General features: G+C 63.0%; 19 protein-coding genes. 1 reads left to right on the top strand and 18 read right to left on the bottom strand.

Annotated elements, in window-relative coordinates; translation table 11 throughout:
* Positions 1-48: 48 nt before the first annotated feature.
* The 6 genes from folK to thpR all read right to left on the bottom strand — a co-directional run bounded on the left by folK (position 49) and on the right by thpR (position 4,788).
* Positions 49-528: a 2-amino-4-hydroxy-6-hydroxymethyldihydropteridine diphosphokinase gene (folK, locus tag ABLU96_RS02325; protein WP_025106514.1), complete on the bottom strand. Its 480-nt coding sequence runs from the start codon at positions 526-528 to the stop codon at positions 49-51.
* On the bottom strand, positions 525-1,922 hold the full coding sequence (gene pcnB, locus ABLU96_RS02320; protein WP_072065680.1) for a polynucleotide adenylyltransferase PcnB: 1,398 nt from the start codon (positions 1,920-1,922) through the stop codon (positions 525-527). Before pcnB ends, folK begins: the two co-directional genes overlap by 4 nt.
* A gap of 51 nt (positions 1,923-1,973) precedes the next feature.
* Positions 1,974-2,855 (bottom strand): tRNA glutamyl-Q(34) synthetase GluQRS, encoded by an 882-nt coding sequence (gene gluQRS, locus ABLU96_RS02315; RefSeq protein WP_014837424.1) that lies wholly within the window; start codon positions 2,853-2,855, stop codon positions 1,974-1,976.
* A 60-nt stretch (positions 2,856-2,915) separates the two neighbouring features.
* The gene (gene dksA, locus ABLU96_RS02310) at positions 2,916-3,371 is read right to left on the bottom strand and encodes an RNA polymerase-binding protein DksA (RefSeq protein WP_004098689.1); all 456 of its coding nucleotides are present in this window, start codon (positions 3,369-3,371) and stop codon (positions 2,916-2,918) included.
* A 164-nt stretch (positions 3,372-3,535) separates the two neighbouring features.
* Positions 3,536-4,252, bottom strand: coding sequence for a DNA/RNA nuclease SfsA (gene sfsA / locus ABLU96_RS02305; RefSeq protein WP_004098690.1), 717 nt, complete (start codon positions 4,250-4,252; stop codon positions 3,536-3,538).
* Complete coding sequence (gene thpR, locus ABLU96_RS02300; protein WP_014837425.1) at positions 4,252-4,788, bottom strand: RNA 2',3'-cyclic phosphodiesterase; 537 nt, start codon at positions 4,786-4,788, stop codon at positions 4,252-4,254. The genes sfsA and thpR overlap by 1 nt, the downstream gene beginning before the upstream one ends.
* Before the next feature lie 72 nt (positions 4,789-4,860).
* Between thpR and hrpB the strand changes: the two genes are divergently transcribed.
* On the top strand, positions 4,861-7,290 hold the full coding sequence (hrpB, locus tag ABLU96_RS02295) for an ATP-dependent helicase HrpB (RefSeq protein ID WP_064358587.1): 2,430 nt from the start codon (positions 4,861-4,863) through the stop codon (positions 7,288-7,290).
* A 95-nt stretch (positions 7,291-7,385) separates the two neighbouring features.
* Here hrpB and ABLU96_RS02290 read toward each other — a convergent pair whose 3' ends face one another.
* Genes ABLU96_RS02290 through pulD form a run of 12 tightly spaced genes read right to left on the bottom strand, consistent with a single transcriptional unit; the run spans position 7,386 to position 18,128 of the window.
* Positions 7,386-8,183, bottom strand: a complete 798-nt coding sequence (locus tag ABLU96_RS02290; protein WP_064405744.1) for an A24 family peptidase — start codon at positions 8,181-8,183, stop codon at positions 7,386-7,388.
* A 2-nt stretch (positions 8,184-8,185) separates the two neighbouring features.
* A complete protein-coding gene (locus ABLU96_RS02285; RefSeq protein ID WP_064405742.1) occupies positions 8,186-8,944 on the bottom strand; it encodes a type II secretion system protein N in 759 nt (252 codons plus the stop codon).
* Positions 8,934-9,419 carry a type II secretion system protein M gene (locus tag ABLU96_RS02280; RefSeq protein ID WP_032748031.1) on the bottom strand — a complete coding sequence of 162 codons (486 nt, stop codon included), beginning with the start codon at positions 9,417-9,419 and terminating at the stop codon, positions 8,934-8,936. The genes ABLU96_RS02285 and ABLU96_RS02280 overlap by 11 nt, the downstream gene beginning before the upstream one ends.
* Positions 9,412-10,605, bottom strand: coding sequence for a type II secretion system protein GspL (gene gspL / locus ABLU96_RS02275; protein ID WP_064374754.1), 1,194 nt, complete (start codon positions 10,603-10,605; stop codon positions 9,412-9,414). Before gspL ends, ABLU96_RS02280 begins: the two co-directional genes overlap by 8 nt.
* Entirely contained in the window at positions 10,598-11,578 is a 981-nt protein-coding gene (gspK, locus tag ABLU96_RS02270) for a type II secretion system minor pseudopilin GspK (protein ID WP_064405740.1), read from the bottom strand. Before gspK ends, gspL begins: the two co-directional genes overlap by 8 nt.
* Positions 11,575-12,171 carry a type II secretion system minor pseudopilin GspJ gene (gene gspJ / locus ABLU96_RS02265; protein ID WP_064405739.1) on the bottom strand — a complete coding sequence of 199 codons (597 nt, stop codon included), beginning with the start codon at positions 12,169-12,171 and terminating at the stop codon, positions 11,575-11,577. The genes gspK and gspJ overlap by 4 nt, the downstream gene beginning before the upstream one ends.
* Positions 12,168-12,533 carry a type II secretion system minor pseudopilin GspI gene (gene gspI / locus ABLU96_RS02260; protein WP_009654631.1) on the bottom strand — a complete coding sequence of 122 codons (366 nt, stop codon included), beginning with the start codon at positions 12,531-12,533 and terminating at the stop codon, positions 12,168-12,170. The genes gspJ and gspI overlap by 4 nt, the downstream gene beginning before the upstream one ends.
* Positions 12,530-13,042 carry a type II secretion system minor pseudopilin GspH gene (gspH, locus tag ABLU96_RS02255; protein WP_064405737.1) on the bottom strand — a complete coding sequence of 171 codons (513 nt, stop codon included), beginning with the start codon at positions 13,040-13,042 and terminating at the stop codon, positions 12,530-12,532. The genes gspI and gspH overlap by 4 nt, the downstream gene beginning before the upstream one ends.
* Entirely contained in the window at positions 13,042-13,464 is a 423-nt protein-coding gene (gspG, locus tag ABLU96_RS02250) for a type II secretion system major pseudopilin GspG (RefSeq protein WP_004098709.1), read from the bottom strand. The genes gspH and gspG overlap by 1 nt, the downstream gene beginning before the upstream one ends.
* Positions 13,465-13,484: 20 nt before the next feature.
* A complete protein-coding gene (gene gspF / locus ABLU96_RS02245; RefSeq protein ID WP_064405735.1) occupies positions 13,485-14,690 on the bottom strand; it encodes a type II secretion system inner membrane protein GspF in 1,206 nt (401 codons plus the stop codon).
* A 1-nt stretch (position 14,691) separates the two neighbouring features.
* Positions 14,692-16,185, bottom strand: a complete 1,494-nt coding sequence (gspE, locus tag ABLU96_RS02240; protein WP_064405733.1) for a type II secretion system ATPase GspE — start codon at positions 16,183-16,185, stop codon at positions 14,692-14,694.
* Positions 16,182-18,128, bottom strand: a complete 1,947-nt coding sequence (gene pulD, locus ABLU96_RS02235; protein ID WP_029946937.1) for a GspD family T2SS secretin variant PulD — start codon at positions 18,126-18,128, stop codon at positions 16,182-16,184. The genes gspE and pulD overlap by 4 nt, the downstream gene beginning before the upstream one ends.
* Between the last annotated feature and the right edge of the window lie 26 nt (positions 18,129-18,154).

The raw sequence follows: 18,154 nt of genomic DNA, 5'->3' as shown, positions 1-18,154 counted from the left end.
GGCAACCGATTACCACGATCGCCGTAATTGCTAAAAAATGAAGGGGTATTACCAGCTCGCGGGTTTTTCCGCGCCGAGATTGGCCAGCACGTCGCGCAATGCCAAACCGTCGGGGAAACATAGCTCAGGCGCAATTTCAAACAGCGGCCACAGCATAAAGCCGCGGTTTTGCATATCGTAGTGCGGCACGGTCAGGCGCGGGGTGTTAATCACCTCATTGCCGAACAGCATGATGTCGAGGTCCAGCGTGCGCGGTCCCCAGCGTTCAGCTTTACGCGTGCGGCCCTGCTGCAGCTCAATGCGCTGAGTGTGGTCGAGCAGCGCCTCTGGGGCGAGAGACGTCTCCAGCGCCACGGCGGCGTTGAGGTAGTCAGGCTGATCCTGCGGCCCCAGCGGCGGCGTACGGTAGAAAGAGGAAACGCTTATCACCCGGCTGTCAGGAATCTCCGCCAGCGCGTTAACGGCAGCGTTAACCTGCTCCAACGGCGAGGCCAGATTGCTGCCGATAGCGATATAAGCGAGCGTCATGCGCTGCCTTCGCGGCGCGGCGCGCGTTTACGCGGACGACGGTGGCGGCGGCGCGGAGCCGGATCGTCGCCTAAATCATCCAGCATATCTTTCTGATCCGGCGGCGCGGCGACCTGGAACTCGCCCCACCATTTGGTCAGACGCTGCAGTTCGCTGCTGTTTTCGGCGCCGGCGCGCAGCTCCAGCAGATCGTAGGCGGCGCGGAATTTGGGATGCTCCATCAGCTTCCACGCGCGTTTGCCCTGACGGCGGGACATCCGCAGCTGAAGCTGCCAGATATCGCGCACCAGAGTAGTGATGCGTTTCGGGATCGCCAGCGTGCGGCAGGCTTCGTCCAGCACGTCGTTCATCGCCAGCGCGAAGGCGTCGTAGTAGGCCAGCCCGCTTTCCTGGGCGATTTTCTGCGCCGTTTCCAGCAGCGGATACCAGAACATTACCGCGAACAGGAACGCCGGGTTAACGCGCATATCGTTGCGAATGCGGTTATCGGTATTCTTCAGCACCTGGCTGATGATGCGCTCCATCGGACTATCGCCGCGCTCGGTGAAGTAGCGGGTAATGGTCGGGAACAGCGGCTGGAACAGATTATATTCGCGCAGCAGGAGATAGGTTTGATAGCCGTCGCCGGCCTGCAGCAGCTTTAACACCTCTTCAAACAGGCGCGCCGGCGGCACATCGTGCAGCAGCGTCGCCAGGCGTGGGATCGGCTCGGCGGTCTCTTCGCTGATGCTCATGCCGAGCTTCGCCGCAAAACGCACCGCGCGCAGCATGCGCACCGGATCTTCGCGATAGCGGGTTTCCGGATCGCCGATCAGCCGGATGACGCCATCCTGCAGATCTTTCATGCCGCCGACGTAGTCGCGGACGGTGAAATCCGCCACGCTGTAATAGAGGCTGTTGATGGTAAAGTCGCGACGCTGGGCGTCTTCTTCAATCGAACCGAAGATGTTGTCGCGCAGCAGCATGCCGTTCTGGCCGCGCTGGGAGGTGACGCGATCGGTGGTGTGGCCTTCATGGTGGCCGCGGAAGGTCGCGACTTCGATAATTTCCGGCCCGAACATTACGTGCGCCAGGCGGAAGCGACGGCCGACCAGACGGCAGTTGCGGAACAGCTTACGCACCTGCTCCGGCGTGGCGTTGGTGGTGACGTCAAAATCTTTGGGTTTTTTGCCCAGCAGCAGATCGCGTACGCCGCCGCCGACCAGCCACGATTCGTAGCCCGCCTTATTGAGTCTGTACATGACCTTGAGGGCATTTTCACTGATATCTTTGCGGGAAATTGCATGCTGCTCGCGCGGGATAACCGTCATATGTAGTTGTTCGACGGCGGCTTCTGCCTCGCGCTCTTCACGGCTTAGCACCTTACGGCAAAAATTAGCGACTCGGGTAAAAATGGTACACCTCGTAGTGTCAGACGGACTTCAGGACAAAAAAATAGCGGCTAATCATAGCTCAGCAGAACGCATTTGAGAATGCTGGATTTGCTCCGGCCGCCAGTTCGCTACCGCGTACTTGAGTAAATCCTCAATGCTCAGCGTCTGCCATTCCTGAATGACATCCTGATTAAGAAACGTTAGCGCCCGCACAATTTCCGGGCGCGGATCGCCTGTAGATAACGCCGGAGCGTGGTTTTGCTTCGACAGTTTATTGCCCTGCGCGTTGAGGGCCAGCGGCAAATGGATATAGTCCGGCGCCTGCCAGCCAAAATGCTGATAGAGCGAAATTTGCCGCACCGTCGGCTCGATAAGATCGGCGCCGCGGACGATTTCGCTGACGCCCTGAAAATGATCGTCCACCACCACCGCCAGATTATAGGCGAACAGCCCATCGCGACGGTGGATAATAAAATCTTCACGCGCCAGAGGCTCGTCGGCGACGATCGTACCGCGCAACTGGTCATAAAATTCAAGGACCGGACGCGTTTGCCGCAGGCGCAGAGCGGCGTTTTCCGCGCCGAGGCGTAAATCCCGGCAGTGGCCGTCGTAAAGGCCGCCAATAGCGTGGATACGCGCGCGGGTGCAGGTGCAGTAGTAGCAGAGGCCCTGCTCGCGTAGCCAGGCCAGGCGCTCACGATAGGCTTCGTGGCGTTTTGACTGCCAGAGTACCTCTCCGTCCCAGTGCAGGCCGAAGTGCTCTAACTGACGAAGAATAGTCTCGGCGGCGCCGGGGACTTCACGCGGCGGATCGATATCTTCAATGCGCACGCGCCAGATACCGTTCTGTGCCCGAGCCTGCAGATAGCTGCCAAGCGCGGCAATCAATGAGCCGAAGTGGAGTTCGCCGGAAGGTGAGGGGGCAAAGCGCCCGATGTAGTGGGAATCTGTCATCGTATGACTAAAGCATCAGGGCGGGAGAAAGCTCCCGCCAGAGATGCGTCAGCGAAGTGATTAGCCTGCCATCTGTTTTTCGCGAATTTCCGCCAGCGTTTTGCAATCAATGCACAGGTCGGCGGTCGGACGCGCTTCCAGACGACGGATACCAATCTCAACGCCACAGGATTCACAGAAGCCGAAATCTTCGTCTTCGACTTTTTTCAGCGTTTTCTCGATCTTTTTGATCAGTTTACGTTCGCGGTCGCGGTTACGCAGCTCCAGGCTGAACTCTTCTTCCTGAGCGGCACGGTCTACCGGATCCGGGAAGTTAGCAGCTTCATCCTGCATATGCGTTACGGTGCGATCCACTTCATCCCTAAGTTGATTACGCCACGCTTCAAGAATGCGCTTGAAGTGCGCCAGCTGGGCTTCGTTCATATACTCTTCGCCCGGCTTCACTTGGTACGGCTCCACCCCAGCGATGGAGAGAATACTCAGGGACGATGTTTTACGGTTTTGCCCTTCTTGCATGTTGCTTCTCCTTAACACGCACTATCGATCCCCGTGTTGGGGGAAAAATCAGGCCGCTATAAATAGCAGATGCTTTTCCGGATAGCAATTATCTAAACGTTACACTTGACAACCCTGTGAGGAAAAGCGTATTTGCGCTCGCGACCCGAATACTATTTAGCCGTTTATTTACCGGGGGTTAACACCACGGTAATCGGCTTATTCAGAGTCATCATCTCGGTAGAAAGTTCCGCCTTGTAGGCGAGAATTTCCACCCCCTTGTTTTGCGCCTCAATCAATAGCTGTGCGTATCTGGCATCAATATGATGCGCGGGTGAGAAACGGTCTATCGCCGAGTGCAGCACGGCGAACAAAATCACCGCCCGATCGCCCGCTGCCGCCACGCTCATCAGCTCCCGCAGGTGCTTCTGACCGCGTGCGGTAACCGCATCGGGGAAGTAACCGTATTCCTTTTCCGCCAACGTAACCGATTTCACTTCAATATAGCAGTTTTGTTGGTCATCTGCTTGTAACAGAATATCAATGCGGCTGCTTTCATCACCATACTTCACTTCGCTTTTCAGCGTGTTATAGCCCAAAAGCTCGGGAATATTTCCTGCCAGAATCGCCTCTTTTGCCAACGTGTTAGCACGTAGAGTATTAACACAAATTGTCGCGCCCTCTACGGTTTCAGTTAATTCCCACGTGTGGGCATATTTGCGCTTAGGATTATCTGAGGTGGAATACCAGACGGTATCCCCCGGTGCGGCGCAGCCGGTCATGGCGCCGGTGTTGGGGCAGTGCAGGGTCAGCTCGCGGCCGTCGGGGGTGACCACGTCGGCGAGAAACCGTTTGTAACGTTTAACCAGGGTGGCGGACTGCAGGGGAGGAGTGAACAGCATCAGCTTTCCTTGTCGAAGGGATAACGTTCCAGCGCCTGATAGCGGGTGCGCCCGCGGCTAAAGCTGGATTCGTAGAGCACAAATTCGTTGACCGCAAACGCCCAGCTAAATCCGGGCGGCGGAATCGGCACCGCGTGGCGCGCGTCGCGCAGCAGGGTGATATGCGGATGAAACGGCTGCGGGCTCTGATAGCAGCCGCTGCGGGCGGCCTGGGCGCGCAGCATATTCGCTAATTGCAGCACCCCGCGCGGCGGCTGACGGGTGCCCAGCCACACTACCCGCGAACGCAGCCACTGCCCGGCATCGTCAAGCGTCAGGGTAAAGCCCGGCTGGCGGATCCGTCCGGCCATCGCTGACAGCGCCCGCTGCTTGTCCGCGCTCACCTCGCCAAGAAACGCCAGCGTCAGATGGAGGTTAGCCGCCGCCACCGGTCGACCCGCATCGCCGGGAAAGCTGGCGGCGCGCCAGTGCACGATCTGCTGCTGAACGTCCCCGGGAAGTTCAATGGCGAAAAACAGCCTTTTCGGCTCGGACATGATAGAGACTCGGTAATGAATTACCGGGATGCTACAATGCTTGCCCGCAAATGTTAACCTCCGGAGCGTTTCGTGTCCTCATTGCCGGTTGCCGCCGTCCTCCCTGAACTTCTCTCTGCCCTGCAGCATGCGCCGCAGGTTCTGCTTAATGCGCCAACCGGCGCCGGGAAATCCACCTGGCTGCCGCTGCAAATCCTCGCCGAAGGTAACATCAACGGACGCATAATCCTGCTGGAGCCGCGGCGGCTGGCCGCGCGTAACGTGGCGCAGCGGCTGGCGGAACTGCTGGGAGAGAAGCCCGGCGAGACCGTGGGCTATCGCATGCGCGCGGAGACCTGCGTCGGGCCGAACACGCGCCTCGAAGTGGTGACCGAAGGTATTTTAACGCGGATGATCCAGCGCGATCCGGAGCTGAGCGGCGTGGGGCTGGCGATCCTCGATGAATTCCACGAACGCAGCCTGCAGGCGGATCTGGCGCTGGCGCTGCTGCTCGACGTTCAGCAGGGACTGCGCGACGATCTCAAACTGCTGATTATGTCGGCGACGCTGGACAATGAACGCCTGCAGCGGCTGCTGCCGGAGGCGCCGGTTATCGTTTCCGAAGGGCGCGCGTTTCCGGTTGAGCGGCGTTTTCTGCCGCTGCCGGCCCATCAGCGCTTTGACGAGGCGGTGGCGGTGGCCGCCGCGGAGCTGCTGCGCAGCGAAAATGGCTCAATGCTGCTGTTTCTGCCCGGGGTGGGAGAGATTCAGCGCGTTCAGGAGCGGCTGGCGGAGCGGGTGGCGAGCGATGTGATCCTTTGCCCCCTGTACGGCGCGCTGCCGCTGAGCGAGCAGCGTAAGGCGATACTGCCCGCGCCCGCCGGGATGCGCAAAGTGGTGCTGGCGACCAATATCGCCGAGACCAGTCTGACCATCGAGGGGATTCGGCTGGTGGTGGATAGCGCCCAGGAGCGCGTCGCCCGCTTTGACGCCCGCACCGGGCTCACTCGCCTGGTGACGCAGCGCATCAGCCAGGCCTCAATGACCCAGCGCGCCGGACGCGCCGGGCGTCTGGAACCGGGGATCTGCCTGCATCTGCTGGCTAAAGAGCAGGCCGAGCGCGCGGCGGCGCAGGGCGACCCGGAAATTCTGCAAAGCGATCTGTCGTCGCTGCTGCTGGAGCTGCTGCAGTGGGGATGCCAGGACCCGGCCCAGCTCAGCTGGCTGGATCTGCCGCCTGCGACCAACCTGGCGGCGGCCCGGCGTCTGCTCACCGACCTTTCTGCGCTGGAAGGCGAGCGGCTGTCGGCGCACGGGCGCAAAATGGCGGCGTTGGGCAACGATCCGCGCCTGGCGGCGATGCTGACCGCGGCGGAGGATGCCGATAGCGCCGCCACGGCGGCTAAACTGGCGGCGATCCTTGAAGAGCCGCCGCGCGGCGGCAATAGCGATCTTAGCGCGGCGTTTGCCCGTCAGCAGGGTAACTGGCAGCAGCGGGCGCAGCAGCTGATGAAAAGGCTGGCGGTTCGCGGCGGTCAGCCCGACGCCGACAGCATCGCGGCGCTGCTGGCCTCCGCTTTTGCCGACCGTATCGCCCATCGTCGCGGCCAGGAGGGGCGCTACCAGCTGGCTAACGGGATGGGGGCGATGCTCGACGCCGACGATGCGCTGGGCCGCCACGAATGGTTGATTGCGCCGCTGCTGCTGCAGGGAAGCGCATCGCCGGACGCGCGGATCCTGCTGGCGCTGCCGGTCGATATTCACGCGTTGATTGAGCAGTGTCCGGCCCTGGCCCGGCGTTCCGATATCGTCGAGTGGGATGAGGCGTTAGGAACGCTGAAGGCCTGGCGGCGCACCTGTATCGGACGCCTGGTGATTAAGACCCAGCCGCTGGCGAAGCCGTCGGAGGAGGAGCTGCACCAGGCGATGCTCAACGGGATCCGCGAGAAGGGACTGAGCGTGCTCAGCTGGACGCCGGAGGCGGAGCAGCTGCGTCTGCGGCTACACTGTGCGGCGCGGTGGCTGCCGGAGGAGGCGTGGCCGGCCGTTGACGAGGCGTCGCTGCTGGCCTCGCTTGAACAGTGGCTGCTGCCGCAGATGGCGGGCGTCCATTCGCTGCGCGCCCTGAAGGCGCTGGACGTGCGTCAGGCGCTGCAAAACTGGCTGCCGTGGCCGCTGCGCCAGAAGCTGGACAGCGAGCTGCCCACGCACTATACGGTGCCGACCGGTAGCCGCATCGCCATTCGTTATCACGATGAAAACCCGCCGGCGCTGGCGGTGCGGATGCAGGAGATGTTTGGCGAAGCGACCACTCCGACTATCGCCCAGGGGCGCGTGCCGCTGGTGCTGGAGCTGCTTTCACCGGCGCAGCGCCCGCTGCAGATCACCCGCGATTTAGGCGCCTTCTGGCAGGGGAGCTACCGCGAGGTGCAAAAAGAGATGAAAGGGCGCTATCCCAAGCACGTCTGGCCCGACGATCCGGCCAATACCGCCCCGACCCGGCGCACCAAAAAGTATTCGTAGCCGGAGAGTTCCCGGGTTGCGGCATAAACGCCTTACCCGGGCTACCGGACCAGCACCGCCCGTAGCCCTGCTAAGCGCAGCGCGAGCAGGGGGGGTTATACCTGGCTCCACAAAAAGATGCCGCCGCCCGCCAGCGCCAGCCAGGGGCCGAAGGCCAGAGGTTGTTCGAGCGAACGACGGGTTACCAGGCGCTGCAGCAGCGTCCAGACCAGACCGCTGGCGGAAGCCAGCAGCAGCGTCTGCGGCAGCGGCTGCCAGCCGAGCCACGCGCCGAGCGCCGCCAGCAGCTTGAAATCGCCGTAGCCCAGCGCCTCTTTACCGGTCAGCAGACGGAACACCCAGTACACCGACCACAGCGACAAATACCCGGCCATCGCGCCAATGACCGCCTCCGCCAGCGGCGCGAAGGTATCGGAAAGATTGAACAGCAGACCGGCCCACAGCAGCGGCAGCGTCAGCCTGTCAGGCAGCAGCTGCGTTTGCGCGTCGATGGCGGCGAGGATCAGCAGTACGGACACGAAAGTTAGCCCGCCCAGCAGCGGCATGCCCGGAGCCATCAGGTACCCCGCGAGTACAAACAGCGCGCCGGTCGTCAGCTCCATCAGGGGATAGCGACGCGAGATCGGCTGCCCGCAGCAGCGCGCGCGCCCCCTGAGCCATAAAAAGCTCAGCAGCGGGATATTGTCCCGCCAGGCGATAGGCTGACGGCACTGCGGGCAGAACGACGCGGGGAGGCAGAGATTCACCCCCTCTGCGCGTTCCATCATCAGCGGTAAACGATGGATAACGACGTTAAAAAAGCTGCCGAACGCCAGTCCGGACAGGAATAAAAAGCCGCCCCAGATTAACGGGAATTGCGCGGCGAACTCGGGTAACAGCGCGATATTTTCCATCTCTATTTTTTCTCCCCGGAGCGCCACTGCCCCTGCCACTGCCACGGCGTGCGCCCCTGCTCATCTTTGCGGCCGTTTTGCGCGAGCAGCAGCGTCAGCAGCGCCGGAGCCGTCTGGCGGGTCTGCAGCGTACCGTTAAACGTATAGCGCCCGTTGGGCGTCAGAACGCCCTGTCCTGCGAGACTAAGCTGACGGGAGTCCTGGGTCAGGGCGACAGCCAGCGCGCCCGCCGGGGTACAGCTTAGTTTGCCGTTGACCTGGGCCAGTTCGAGCGACCCGGCGGGGGAGCTGAGCGCCGCGTCCCGCCACTGCACGGTGCCGGCGGTCATCTGTCGGCAACCGCCGGCGTTAAAGCGGGCCTCGGGCAGCGTCAGCACAACCTGACCGCGAGCCTCCAGCGGTATGCCGGATGCTAACCGCTGGCCGATCGTCCGGGCCGGCGCCGCGAGTCGTCCCTCGCGCACCACAACGTCGTTCAGACCGTGCAGCCAGGCCTGGCCGCGCAGGCCGGAGGGGTCGTTAAACGCGATATGCCAGCCGGGAAGCCACGACGAAAAGCCAAACTCCCAGCGTAAATGGGCGATGTCAAAACCGCGCCAGCTGGCCTGACGGGCTTCTCCTTGCCACAGGGTGCCCGTGGTTTCGCCGAGCCGCGCGCCGTCCGGTAGCGCCAGAGTAAGCAGCCGCGCCGGCGCGCTAAACAGCAGCCAGAAGAGATAGACCGCCGCCAGCAGCAGGGCGATAGTGAGTTTATTTTTCATCGCTGCGCTCCAGCACCAGCGTATTAATCGTCACCCAACCGGGCTGCTGCGCCACGGCGGTCACCGCCAGGGTGGCGGTGGTCATCCCCGCCTGCCCCAGCGCGTCCAGCCATGCCATCAGCGCCTGGAAATCGGCGGGCTGCACGGTAAGGCTCAGGCGGGAGCCCTGCGGCTGCAGGCGAACGATAGCGATACCGTGGCGGCCGGCTTCGCGCATAATCACCGTCGAGGGTTCTTCCGGCGCGGCAGAAGGTTTCCGCTGGTTAAGCTGCTGGAGAAGCGGGGTCTGCTGGCGCATCCACCGCAGGCTGGACTGCTCCCTGGCCAGCGTTTGCCGCCACTGCGCCTCGCGATTTTGCCAGGGCTGCCAGAGGGCGTAATAAATCAGGCCAATAAGCAGCATGACGCCCATCCCCAGCAGCAGATGCCGTTCGCGGCGCGTACGCTGTTGCCATAAGGCAAGCAGGTTATCCATCGTTCCCCTCCAGCGTCAGACGCCCTTCAATACCGTCGGCGCGCGGCTTCATCTCGCCGGTCTGCACGCGAAACCCCGCCCGCGCCCGCTGGCTGAACTGCGCCAGGGCCTGCGATGAAACGGCGGATATCTCCAGCTGCAGCGCGTTGCGCCCGGCATCATAGCTCAGGGTTCGCAGGCGAATGCCCGGCGTTTCGGCGATGATTTGCTGTAGGGCGCCGAGCCGTGAGATGAGCGCCGGCCGGGCGCTCACGCTTTCCAGACGGCGCAGATGCTGCTGCATTTGCAGGCGTGGATTGACGAGATTTTTTTCCGCTTTGAACCACTGGCGGTAAAAATCACGGCTGGCCTGCACGGCGGCGTCGGCCTGACGAGCCAGGGCGAGATGGTCGTGGAGGCGATTTCCGCTCCACAGCAGCAGTAGCGCCAGGGTTGCGACAATCGCCGGCCGCCAGCGTCGAGGCGTCGGCGGCCGGCGTTTCGCGGCAAAATTGCCCTGGCGTAAGCAGATTTTGCGCGCCTGCGGGTTGCTCGCCGCCAGCGCCAGCAAATCCTGCGCCGGGCGAGGCTGCCACGGCGCGGCGATATCCGGCGGCGGCGAGTAGCAGGCGATGGGCGCGATATGGGGCCAGTGGGCCAGCAGTTCGCCGAGCCATGGGGTTTCCACCGCCATACCGCTGCACGTCTCGCAGCGAAACAGCCACTGTTCGCCGCAGCGTACGGCGCTCCAGCCGGTCGGGTTCTGCGGCAGGGCAAGGGCATCCGGCGTCAGGGCCAGCACGTTCAGTCCGAGCCCCTCGCACCAGGCCTGCCATGCGCGCATCTTCTCCCGCCCGACCACCGCCACGGCACAGTCGCTTTTATCCCGGTGGATCAGGGCAAAATGGCTCTCTTCGATCTCCGTTGCCAGCTGTTCTTCGAGTAAAAACGCCAGCGCCTGCTGCGCATTTCGGCGCGCGCCGGCGGGCAGGGTAACGCGATGAAACGCGCAGTCGCTGGCGGGCACCAGCACCCAGGCCGGATGACGCTGCGCCAGCAGGCTGAGCGTCGGGTCGCCAGCGTCAGGATGCCACTCGCCAGTCTGCGCCGCGTCGCCCGGCGCGGCTAGCCGCCATATCGCCGTCGCGGCATCGGGATTGAGGCGAATAATCAGCACGGCGGCGGAAAAAGTATGGTGGTTATTCATCGGCTACCCAATAGATTCCGTAGCGCCGCTGGACGACGCTGAAGGTTCGCCCCTGCTTTTGCAGGAGACTGCGTTGCTGATAGCGGGCGCTGCCCATCACCACGCTGAAGGTGGCGATAAAGCGCTCGCTGTGCACCGCCAGCCACGGACGCGCGGCGGCGGTATCGGTTTTTTGTAATAGCGGCTGCGACAGGAAGGCGGCGACGCTGCTCCAGCCGGTGGCCGCGCGGGCCTGCAGCAGTTGCCGGGCTTCGACGAGGGTGAGTTCAGCGGGGAAGAGCGCCGCCAGCAGCGCGGCCTGAGCGGGCTGCAGGGTATTGACGTTCACCTGCAGCGTCTCGTCCGCCAGGGCGCAAACGTAGGGCAGCAGACGCTGATAGAGCGCGGCGTCCATCCCGGCCAGCAGACGCAGCTCGCTGACGTCCTGCAGCGGCTGATTGCCGGTCAGATAGCCGGGGGATTGCGCCATATAGACTTCGTCTTCCGCGCCGTTCAGCAGCGCCTGGCGATCGCTATCCACCCAGTCGCGCAGGGCGGCGGTCAGATGTAAGGCGCGCAGCGGCTCGCTGCCGAGGTTTTCCAGCAGTCGGGTAAAAACCTGCGCGGGATAAGGGATTTCAACGCTTTCGTCGCCGCTGAGCTGGTTAATGGCGTTGAGGTTGAAGCAGGCCTGAGCGTCGGTAATCGTGGCGTAGATCTCGCCATCATTGACCGCAAAGCGGCGCCCCCGCTGGGCCCAGTTCTGCGCCAGATGGGTCTGGTTCGGCGAGTCGAGCGCGTCGCGTTGCAGCAGCGCCGCCGCCAGGGTTTCCGCCCCCAGCGCGTACCATTTAGCCTGCAGGTTATCGAGGGTAGTGGCGGTTTGCTGATACATCCGCGCGCTGCGTTCGGTCATGGCGCTCGCCAGCACCATCATCAGAGCGAGGATCAGCAGCACCATAAGCAGGGCGACGCCGCGCTGGCGGGTATTCATTGGCTGCCTCCTGGCGTAAGCAGAAACAGCCGGCGGATCTCGCCGGACTGCTCCAGCGTCAGGGTGACTTCCAGCCCCTGCGGCAGCGTCTGCGTCTGCTGCCATTCATCCTGCCAGCGGCCGCTGGCGTAAAAGCGCAGGCGAAACGCCTGCACGTTGCGCTGCATAACGGTCACCGTGGGCAGACTACCGGGCAGCGGGTCCTGCTGGTCGTAGCTCAGACGCTCCAGCCGATCCCCGCGCAGGCGGTAGCTGACGTTCTGAATTTCCGAACGCGGCAGGATCCCCAAAGGATTGGGCCAGCCGTTGCGGTTAAAGGCGATCGCCCAGTCGTCGCTGCCGAGCTGAAAACGTCCGGCAAAAAAGAGGCTCGCGCTGTCGCGGCTGCGGCGGGGAATGATTTGGCTAAAGTCCGCCGCTATCTGGCTGAACGTTAGCTGTAACGCCTGCATGCGCCCGCCCTTATCGCGGGTGAGCGTATCGGCGCGCATCACGTTTTGCAGCACCGTGACCGCAGCGACGCTGAGCGCGGCGAGGATAGCCAGCGCCAGCAGCATTTCGACGAGGGTAAATCCGCGAGCGCGCTGGATCATGGCGGCGTCACGTAGGTGCGCAGCGAAGAGACGGGCATTTTATCGCTTTTGGCGCGGCGGACTTCAACGTCCAGCGCCCGCAGCTGCGGCAGGTCGGTCTCCACCCCCTGCCAGCGAATGTGCCAGCTGACGCCCGCCGCCTGCACCGTGGTTTCCGACCAGCTCAGCGCGGGCCAGCGATTTTCCAGCCGGAGCTGCACCAGCTGATTATCCGCCAGCCAGCCGGCCAGGGTTTTCTCCTCCATACGACCCAGCTGGCGGGTTTGCTGGAGCGTGGCCTGCATCACCGCCAGCCCGGCGAGGGCGAAGACCGCCAGGGCGACCATCACTTCAATCAGCGTCATACCGGCCTGCTTTTTCATGGCGCCTCCTGCGGTTCGGGCAGGCTTTCGCCGCGCGCATTAAACGCGATACCCGGTCCCTCGCCGACGGTCAGCCGGAACGGCGTCATCTCACCGCCGGGAAAGATCAGCACATCGGGATTGTCGCCCGGCGTCCAGGCCTCGCCCTGCGGAAAAGTGAGATGCAGCGTGTTCCCGGCGATGCTGCCCGAGGTGGCGACGCGTCCGGCGCGCAGGGGGAGCCAGCGATAGCCGTTCCAGTCGTCGCCGGCCGGGGGCGGGTCGTTGCTTTCGCGGGGCTGTAAGACCAGAAACTGCCAGCGATCGGGATGCACCGAGGCGCCAAAAAACTGGCCGGTTTGCAGCCCTCGTTGCTGGACAAAGCGCAGCTGCGCCTCAAAGCGCGCCAGCGCCTGCGCCGCGCTATCGTCGCGCGAGGCGGGGAAGGCCAGCATCACCATGCCCGCGCTGACGCCGATCAGCAGCAAAATGAGCATCATCTCCAGCAACGTAAAGCCGCGCTGTCGCACTATTTCTTCCCGATTGTCCAGTTACCGATATCGTCATTGCTCTCCGGTACGCCGTCCGGCCCGAGGCTGAAAATATCCACCTGTCCGTGCTGGCCGGGGCTCAGCAGCTGGTAATCGCTGCCCCAGGGATCCTGCGGCAGACGGCGAATATAGCCGCCTTCAGGATAGTTGCGCGCGTGCGGCTCGGCCGATGGCGCGCTGACCAGCGCCTGCAGCCCCTGCTCGGTGGTGGGATAGCGGCTGTTATCCAGTTTGTACATGTCCAGCGCCCCCTCGAGCGCCACAAGATCGCTGACCACTTTTTGCCGGTCGGCCTTTTCCTTGTTGCCCATCAGGTTGGGCACCACGAGGCTGGCGAGCACGCCGAGGATAACAATCACCACCATGATTTCCAGTAAGGTGAATCCGCGCTGTCGTTGCATATTTTTCTCCATTAGAACAATTACATACTCATCAGGGTATTGAGCTGCAGTATCGGTTGCAGGATGGCGAGGACGATAAACAGCACCATGCCGGCCATCGCCACTATTAGCAAAGGTTCAAACAGGCTGAGGGCCAGCTGAATTTGCGCGCTCAAATCCCGGTCCTGGTTATCCGCCGCGCGCTCCAGCATGCCGTTGAGCTCGCCGCTCTGTTCGCCGCTGGCGACCATGTAGCGCATCATCGGCGGGAACAGCTTGGTCATTTCGAGCGCGCGATGCAGGCTGACGCCTTCGCGAACCGCGTCGCTGGCGGCTTCCAGCTGGCGCTTCGCCCAGGCGTTGCTTAATACTTCCGCGCTGATGCGCATCGCCAGCAGCAGCGGAACGGCGCTGGCGTTGAGAATGCTCAGGGTGCGGGCGTAGCGGGCGCTGTTAACGCTGCGCGCGACCCGGCCAATCAGCGGCAGGCGCAGCAGCAGCCTGTGCCAGGCCAGCCGCTTTGCCGGCTGCCGCAGCAGGTAGCGCAGCAGCAGAGCGACGAGCATGGCGGCCAGCAGCAGCCACGGACCGGCGGCGCGCAGCACATCGCTCATCGCCATCAGCAGGCGGGTGGAAAACGGCAGCGCCTGCTTAAGGTGGATAAACTGCTCGACAACCTTCGGCACCACCGTCGATAGCAGAATGACGATCACGCTGACCGCCACCAGGGTCAGCACGATGGGGTAAATCATCGCCTGCAGCAGCCGGGCGCGCAGCTGCTGGCGCTGTTCGGTATAGTCCGCCAGCCGGTTCAGCACGCCGTCGAGGTGGCCGGAGGCTTCTCCGGCGGCGACCATCGCGCAGTAGAGCGCGTCGAAGCAGCCCGGGTAGCCGCGCATCGCTTCCGCCAGCGAATGGCCTTCCAGCACTTTGCCGCGCACGCCGGCAATCAGGGTTTTCAGCTGGTTTTTTTCACACTGCTGGGCCACCGCGTCGAGCGCTTTTTCCAGCGGGATGGCGGCGGCGACCAGCGTCGCCAACTGGCGGGTAACGAGGGCGAGATCGCGGGCGTTGGTGCGGCGAATAAAGCGCAGTTGCCCGCCGCTGCCGGCTGCCGGGGCGATGTCCAGCGCCAGCCAGCCCTTTTCCCGCAGCAGCTGGCGAGCGTGGCGGGCGGAGTCCGCCTGCTGGACGCCGCGCCGGGTTTTACCGTTTTCATCAACAGCCTGATAGCGAAAAAGCGCCATGTCAGGAGGCCTCCGCGATCTGCTGTTCGCTAACCCGCAGCACCTCTTGCCAGCTGGTGATCCCCGCCAGCGCCTTGTCCCGTCCGGCGTGGCGCAGGGTGATATAGTCCGCCCCCAGCTGCTGGATCAGCGTCACCTCGTTTTCGCCGCGGTGGATTGCCATACGCACGCGATCGTCCACCAGCAGCAGTTCGTGAATGCCGGTACGTCCGCGATAGCCGGTAAAGCCGCACTCGGCGCAGCCCCGGGGCTGCCAGAGCGCCGTGCCGGGAGCGATCTCCATCTGGCGGGCGGTGTCGGCATTCGCCGGTTCCTGCTGGCGACAGTGCGGGCAGAGCCGGCGCACCAGCCGCTGCGACATCACCGCCAGCAGCGAGGTGGAGAGCAGAAAAGGCTCCACGCCCATATCCTGCAGGCGCGAGATGGCGCCCAGCGCGCTGTTGGTGTGCAGCGTTGAGAGCACCAGATGACCGGTTAGCGAAGCCTGAACGGCGATCTGCGCCGTTTCGCCGTCGCGAATTTCGCCCACCAGCACCACGTCAGGGTCCTGGCGCAAAATGGCGCGCAGCCCGCGGGCAAAGGTCATATCGACTTTCGCGTTAACCTGGGTCTGACCGATGCCCTCCAGCTCATATTCGATAGGATCTTCAATGGTCATGATGTTGCGCTCGCGGGCATCGAGGCGGCTCAGCGCGGCGTAGAGGGTGGTGCTTTTTCCCGAACCGGTCGGCCCGGTCACCAGCACGATGCCGTGCGGGCGGGCGATCAGTCCATCCACCTGCTGAAGCAGCGCGGGCGACATGCCGAGGGTCAGCAGGTCGAGATTGACGCTGTTTTTATCGAGCAGACGCAGCACAACGCGTTCGCCGTAGCTCGACGGCAGGGTGGAGACGCGCACGTCGACGGCGCGTCCGCCAATGCGCAGCGCCATGCGACCGTCCTGAGGAATGCGCTTTTCGGTGATATCAAGGCTCGCCATCACCTTAATGCGCGAGATCAGCAGCGCAGCGAGGCGGCGCTGGGGGCGCAGAATTTCGCGCAGTACGCCGTCGACGCGAAAGCGAATTTGCAGGTGGCGTTCATAGGTTTCGATATGAATATCCGACGCTTTCTCTTTGATAGCCTCGGTGAGCATGGCGTTAATCAGGCGGATAATCGGCGCGTCGTCTTCGCTATCCAGCAGGTCGTCGGTGTCCGGCAGCTCTTCGGCAAGGGTGTACAGATCCAGCTCGTTGCCGATATCCGCCATCATGCGCCGGGCCTCGGCGGAGTCGCGCTGATAGCTCAGCACCAGCAGCTTTTCGAACGCCTCCGCTTCCAGTCGCTCGAGGCTGAACGGCATCCCGGCCACCCTGCGGGCTTCCAGCAGCGCCTGCGGCGCGGTGGCGGCGAGGCAGAAAACCTCGCAGCTTTCGCCGTTGCTCAGGAGCATCACGTTGTGCGCGCGGGCGTAGCCGAAGGGGAGCAGCGGGCGTCGTTCAGCGGCGGGGGTCATAGATTGCCTCCCAGATTGAAGGCGTCGATGGCGGCGCTGACCTGGCGGAACGCGGCGGTATCCTGGCGCGGGTAGATCTCCAGCAGATCGTTACTCAGCATCGCGTCGTTGTTCTCTTTGCCGCGCTGTTTGCTCTGGGCGTCGTTAAACGCGGTGTACTGCCCGGATGAAGCCTGACGGTACTCGTCGCGGTCGCGGATCACCGTCGGGCGGATAAACAGCATCAGGTTGCGCTTGGAGACCTTTTTGCTGGTGGAGCGGAACAGCGCGCCAATCACCGGGATATCGCCGAGCAGAGGGACTTTGTCGGCGGTGTCGGAGACGCTTTTATCCAGCAGTCCGCCGACGACCACCGTTTCGCCGCTGCCGACCAGCACGGCGTTATTGACCGTACGGGTATTGAAGGTCGCGCCGAGATCCGAGCTGGTGCTGGAGGCGGCGTCCGCCACGCTGGAGACCTCCTGTTCGATCTCCAGCAGAACCGAATCGCCTTCGTTGATCTGCGGCTTCACTTTTAGCTTGATGCCGACGGTTTTGCGCTCGACGGTATTGAAGATGTTATCGCCGGAGGTGGTTTGCGAGCCGGTCAGCACCGGGACCTCCTGGCCGACGTTAAAGGTGGCTTCCATGTTGTCGAGGGTGACGATACTCGGCGTCGCGAGAATATCGTTCTTGGTGCTGCTGGAAAGGGCGGTTAACAGCATCGCCCAGTTGCCCTGGTAGAAGCCAGCGGCAATGCCGTTGAAGGAGCTTAAGGCGCTCGCCAGCGAGCTGCTGACGGTGCCGTCTTTGTTGTACTGGTTGGCCCCGGCGATGGCCGTGGATATCGGCAGACCGCTGTTGGTGAACTGGGTCATCCCGGCATTTTTATTGGCCCACTGGATGCCGAGGTTGAGACCGTCAGCGTCCTGCACTTCGGCGATAATCGCTTCGACCAGCACCTGCGGGCGGCGGATATCCAGCTGGGCGATCACCCGCTCCAGATCGTTCATTACGTCCGGGGCGGCGGTGACAATCAGGGCGTTGGTCTGACCGTGCGCTTTGATAATGATATTTTTATCCAGCGCCGCCACCGGCTTCGCGGCCTGCTTTTCGCTCTGCATCGTGCTGCTGATGCCGGTCAGCACTTCCACCAGGTCGGAGGCTTTGGCGTATTTCAGGTAGATCACTTTGGTATTGCCCTGGGTCGCCTGCTGGCGGTCGAGCTGCTTAATCATCGCGATGATCCGCTGGCGGGAGTTCGGCTCGCCGCTGACCAGCACCGCGTTGGTGCGTTCATCGGCCACCACGTTGGCGACCATTGAGCCGGGCAGCGCCGATTTGCTGGTGTCTTTGTTGAGTTCGGTCACCAGCTTGACCACATCGGCGGCGGAGGCCCAGGCGAGGGGAACGGTCACCACGCTGCGGTCTCCGGCGTTATCGACGCGTTCGACGATGGTTAGCAGGCGCTTGATGACCGCCGCGCGGCCGGTCATCAGCAGGACGTTGGAGGGTTCATAGTGCACCACGCTGCCCGCGCCGGCGTTATCGTTAAGCTGGCGCAGCAGCGGCGCCAGATCGCGGGCCGCGACGTTGGTCAGGGGCACGACGCGGGTGACGACCTCATCGCCAATGCCCGGCGCGGCATCGCTCGCCACCGGCACCGCGGCGGTTTTCGCATCCTTCGAACGAACGACTTTCAGTACGCCGTTATTCATATTAATCACCGCGAAGCCATAGACATCGAGGACGCTGAGGAAGAATTGATAATATTGCTCTTCGTTGAGCATATCGTAGCTGCGCACGGTAATGGTGCCGCGTACGCTGGGATCGATAATGACCGTTTTATTCAGGTTTTTACTCACCGTATTGATAAATTCCTGAATATCGGTGCCCTTAAAGCTGGCGGAAAACTCTTCCGCCGCGGCCGGTTTGAATAACAGCGCGGCGAATACCAGCAGCATCAGGGAAAATGGGCGAATGACGTTGG

Source organism: Klebsiella sp. CN_Kp106, from assembly GCF_040064575.1.
Lineage (GTDB): Bacteria > Pseudomonadota > Gammaproteobacteria > Enterobacterales > Enterobacteriaceae > Klebsiella > Klebsiella michiganensis.
This window is presented reverse-complemented; position numbering and strand designations above follow the sequence as displayed.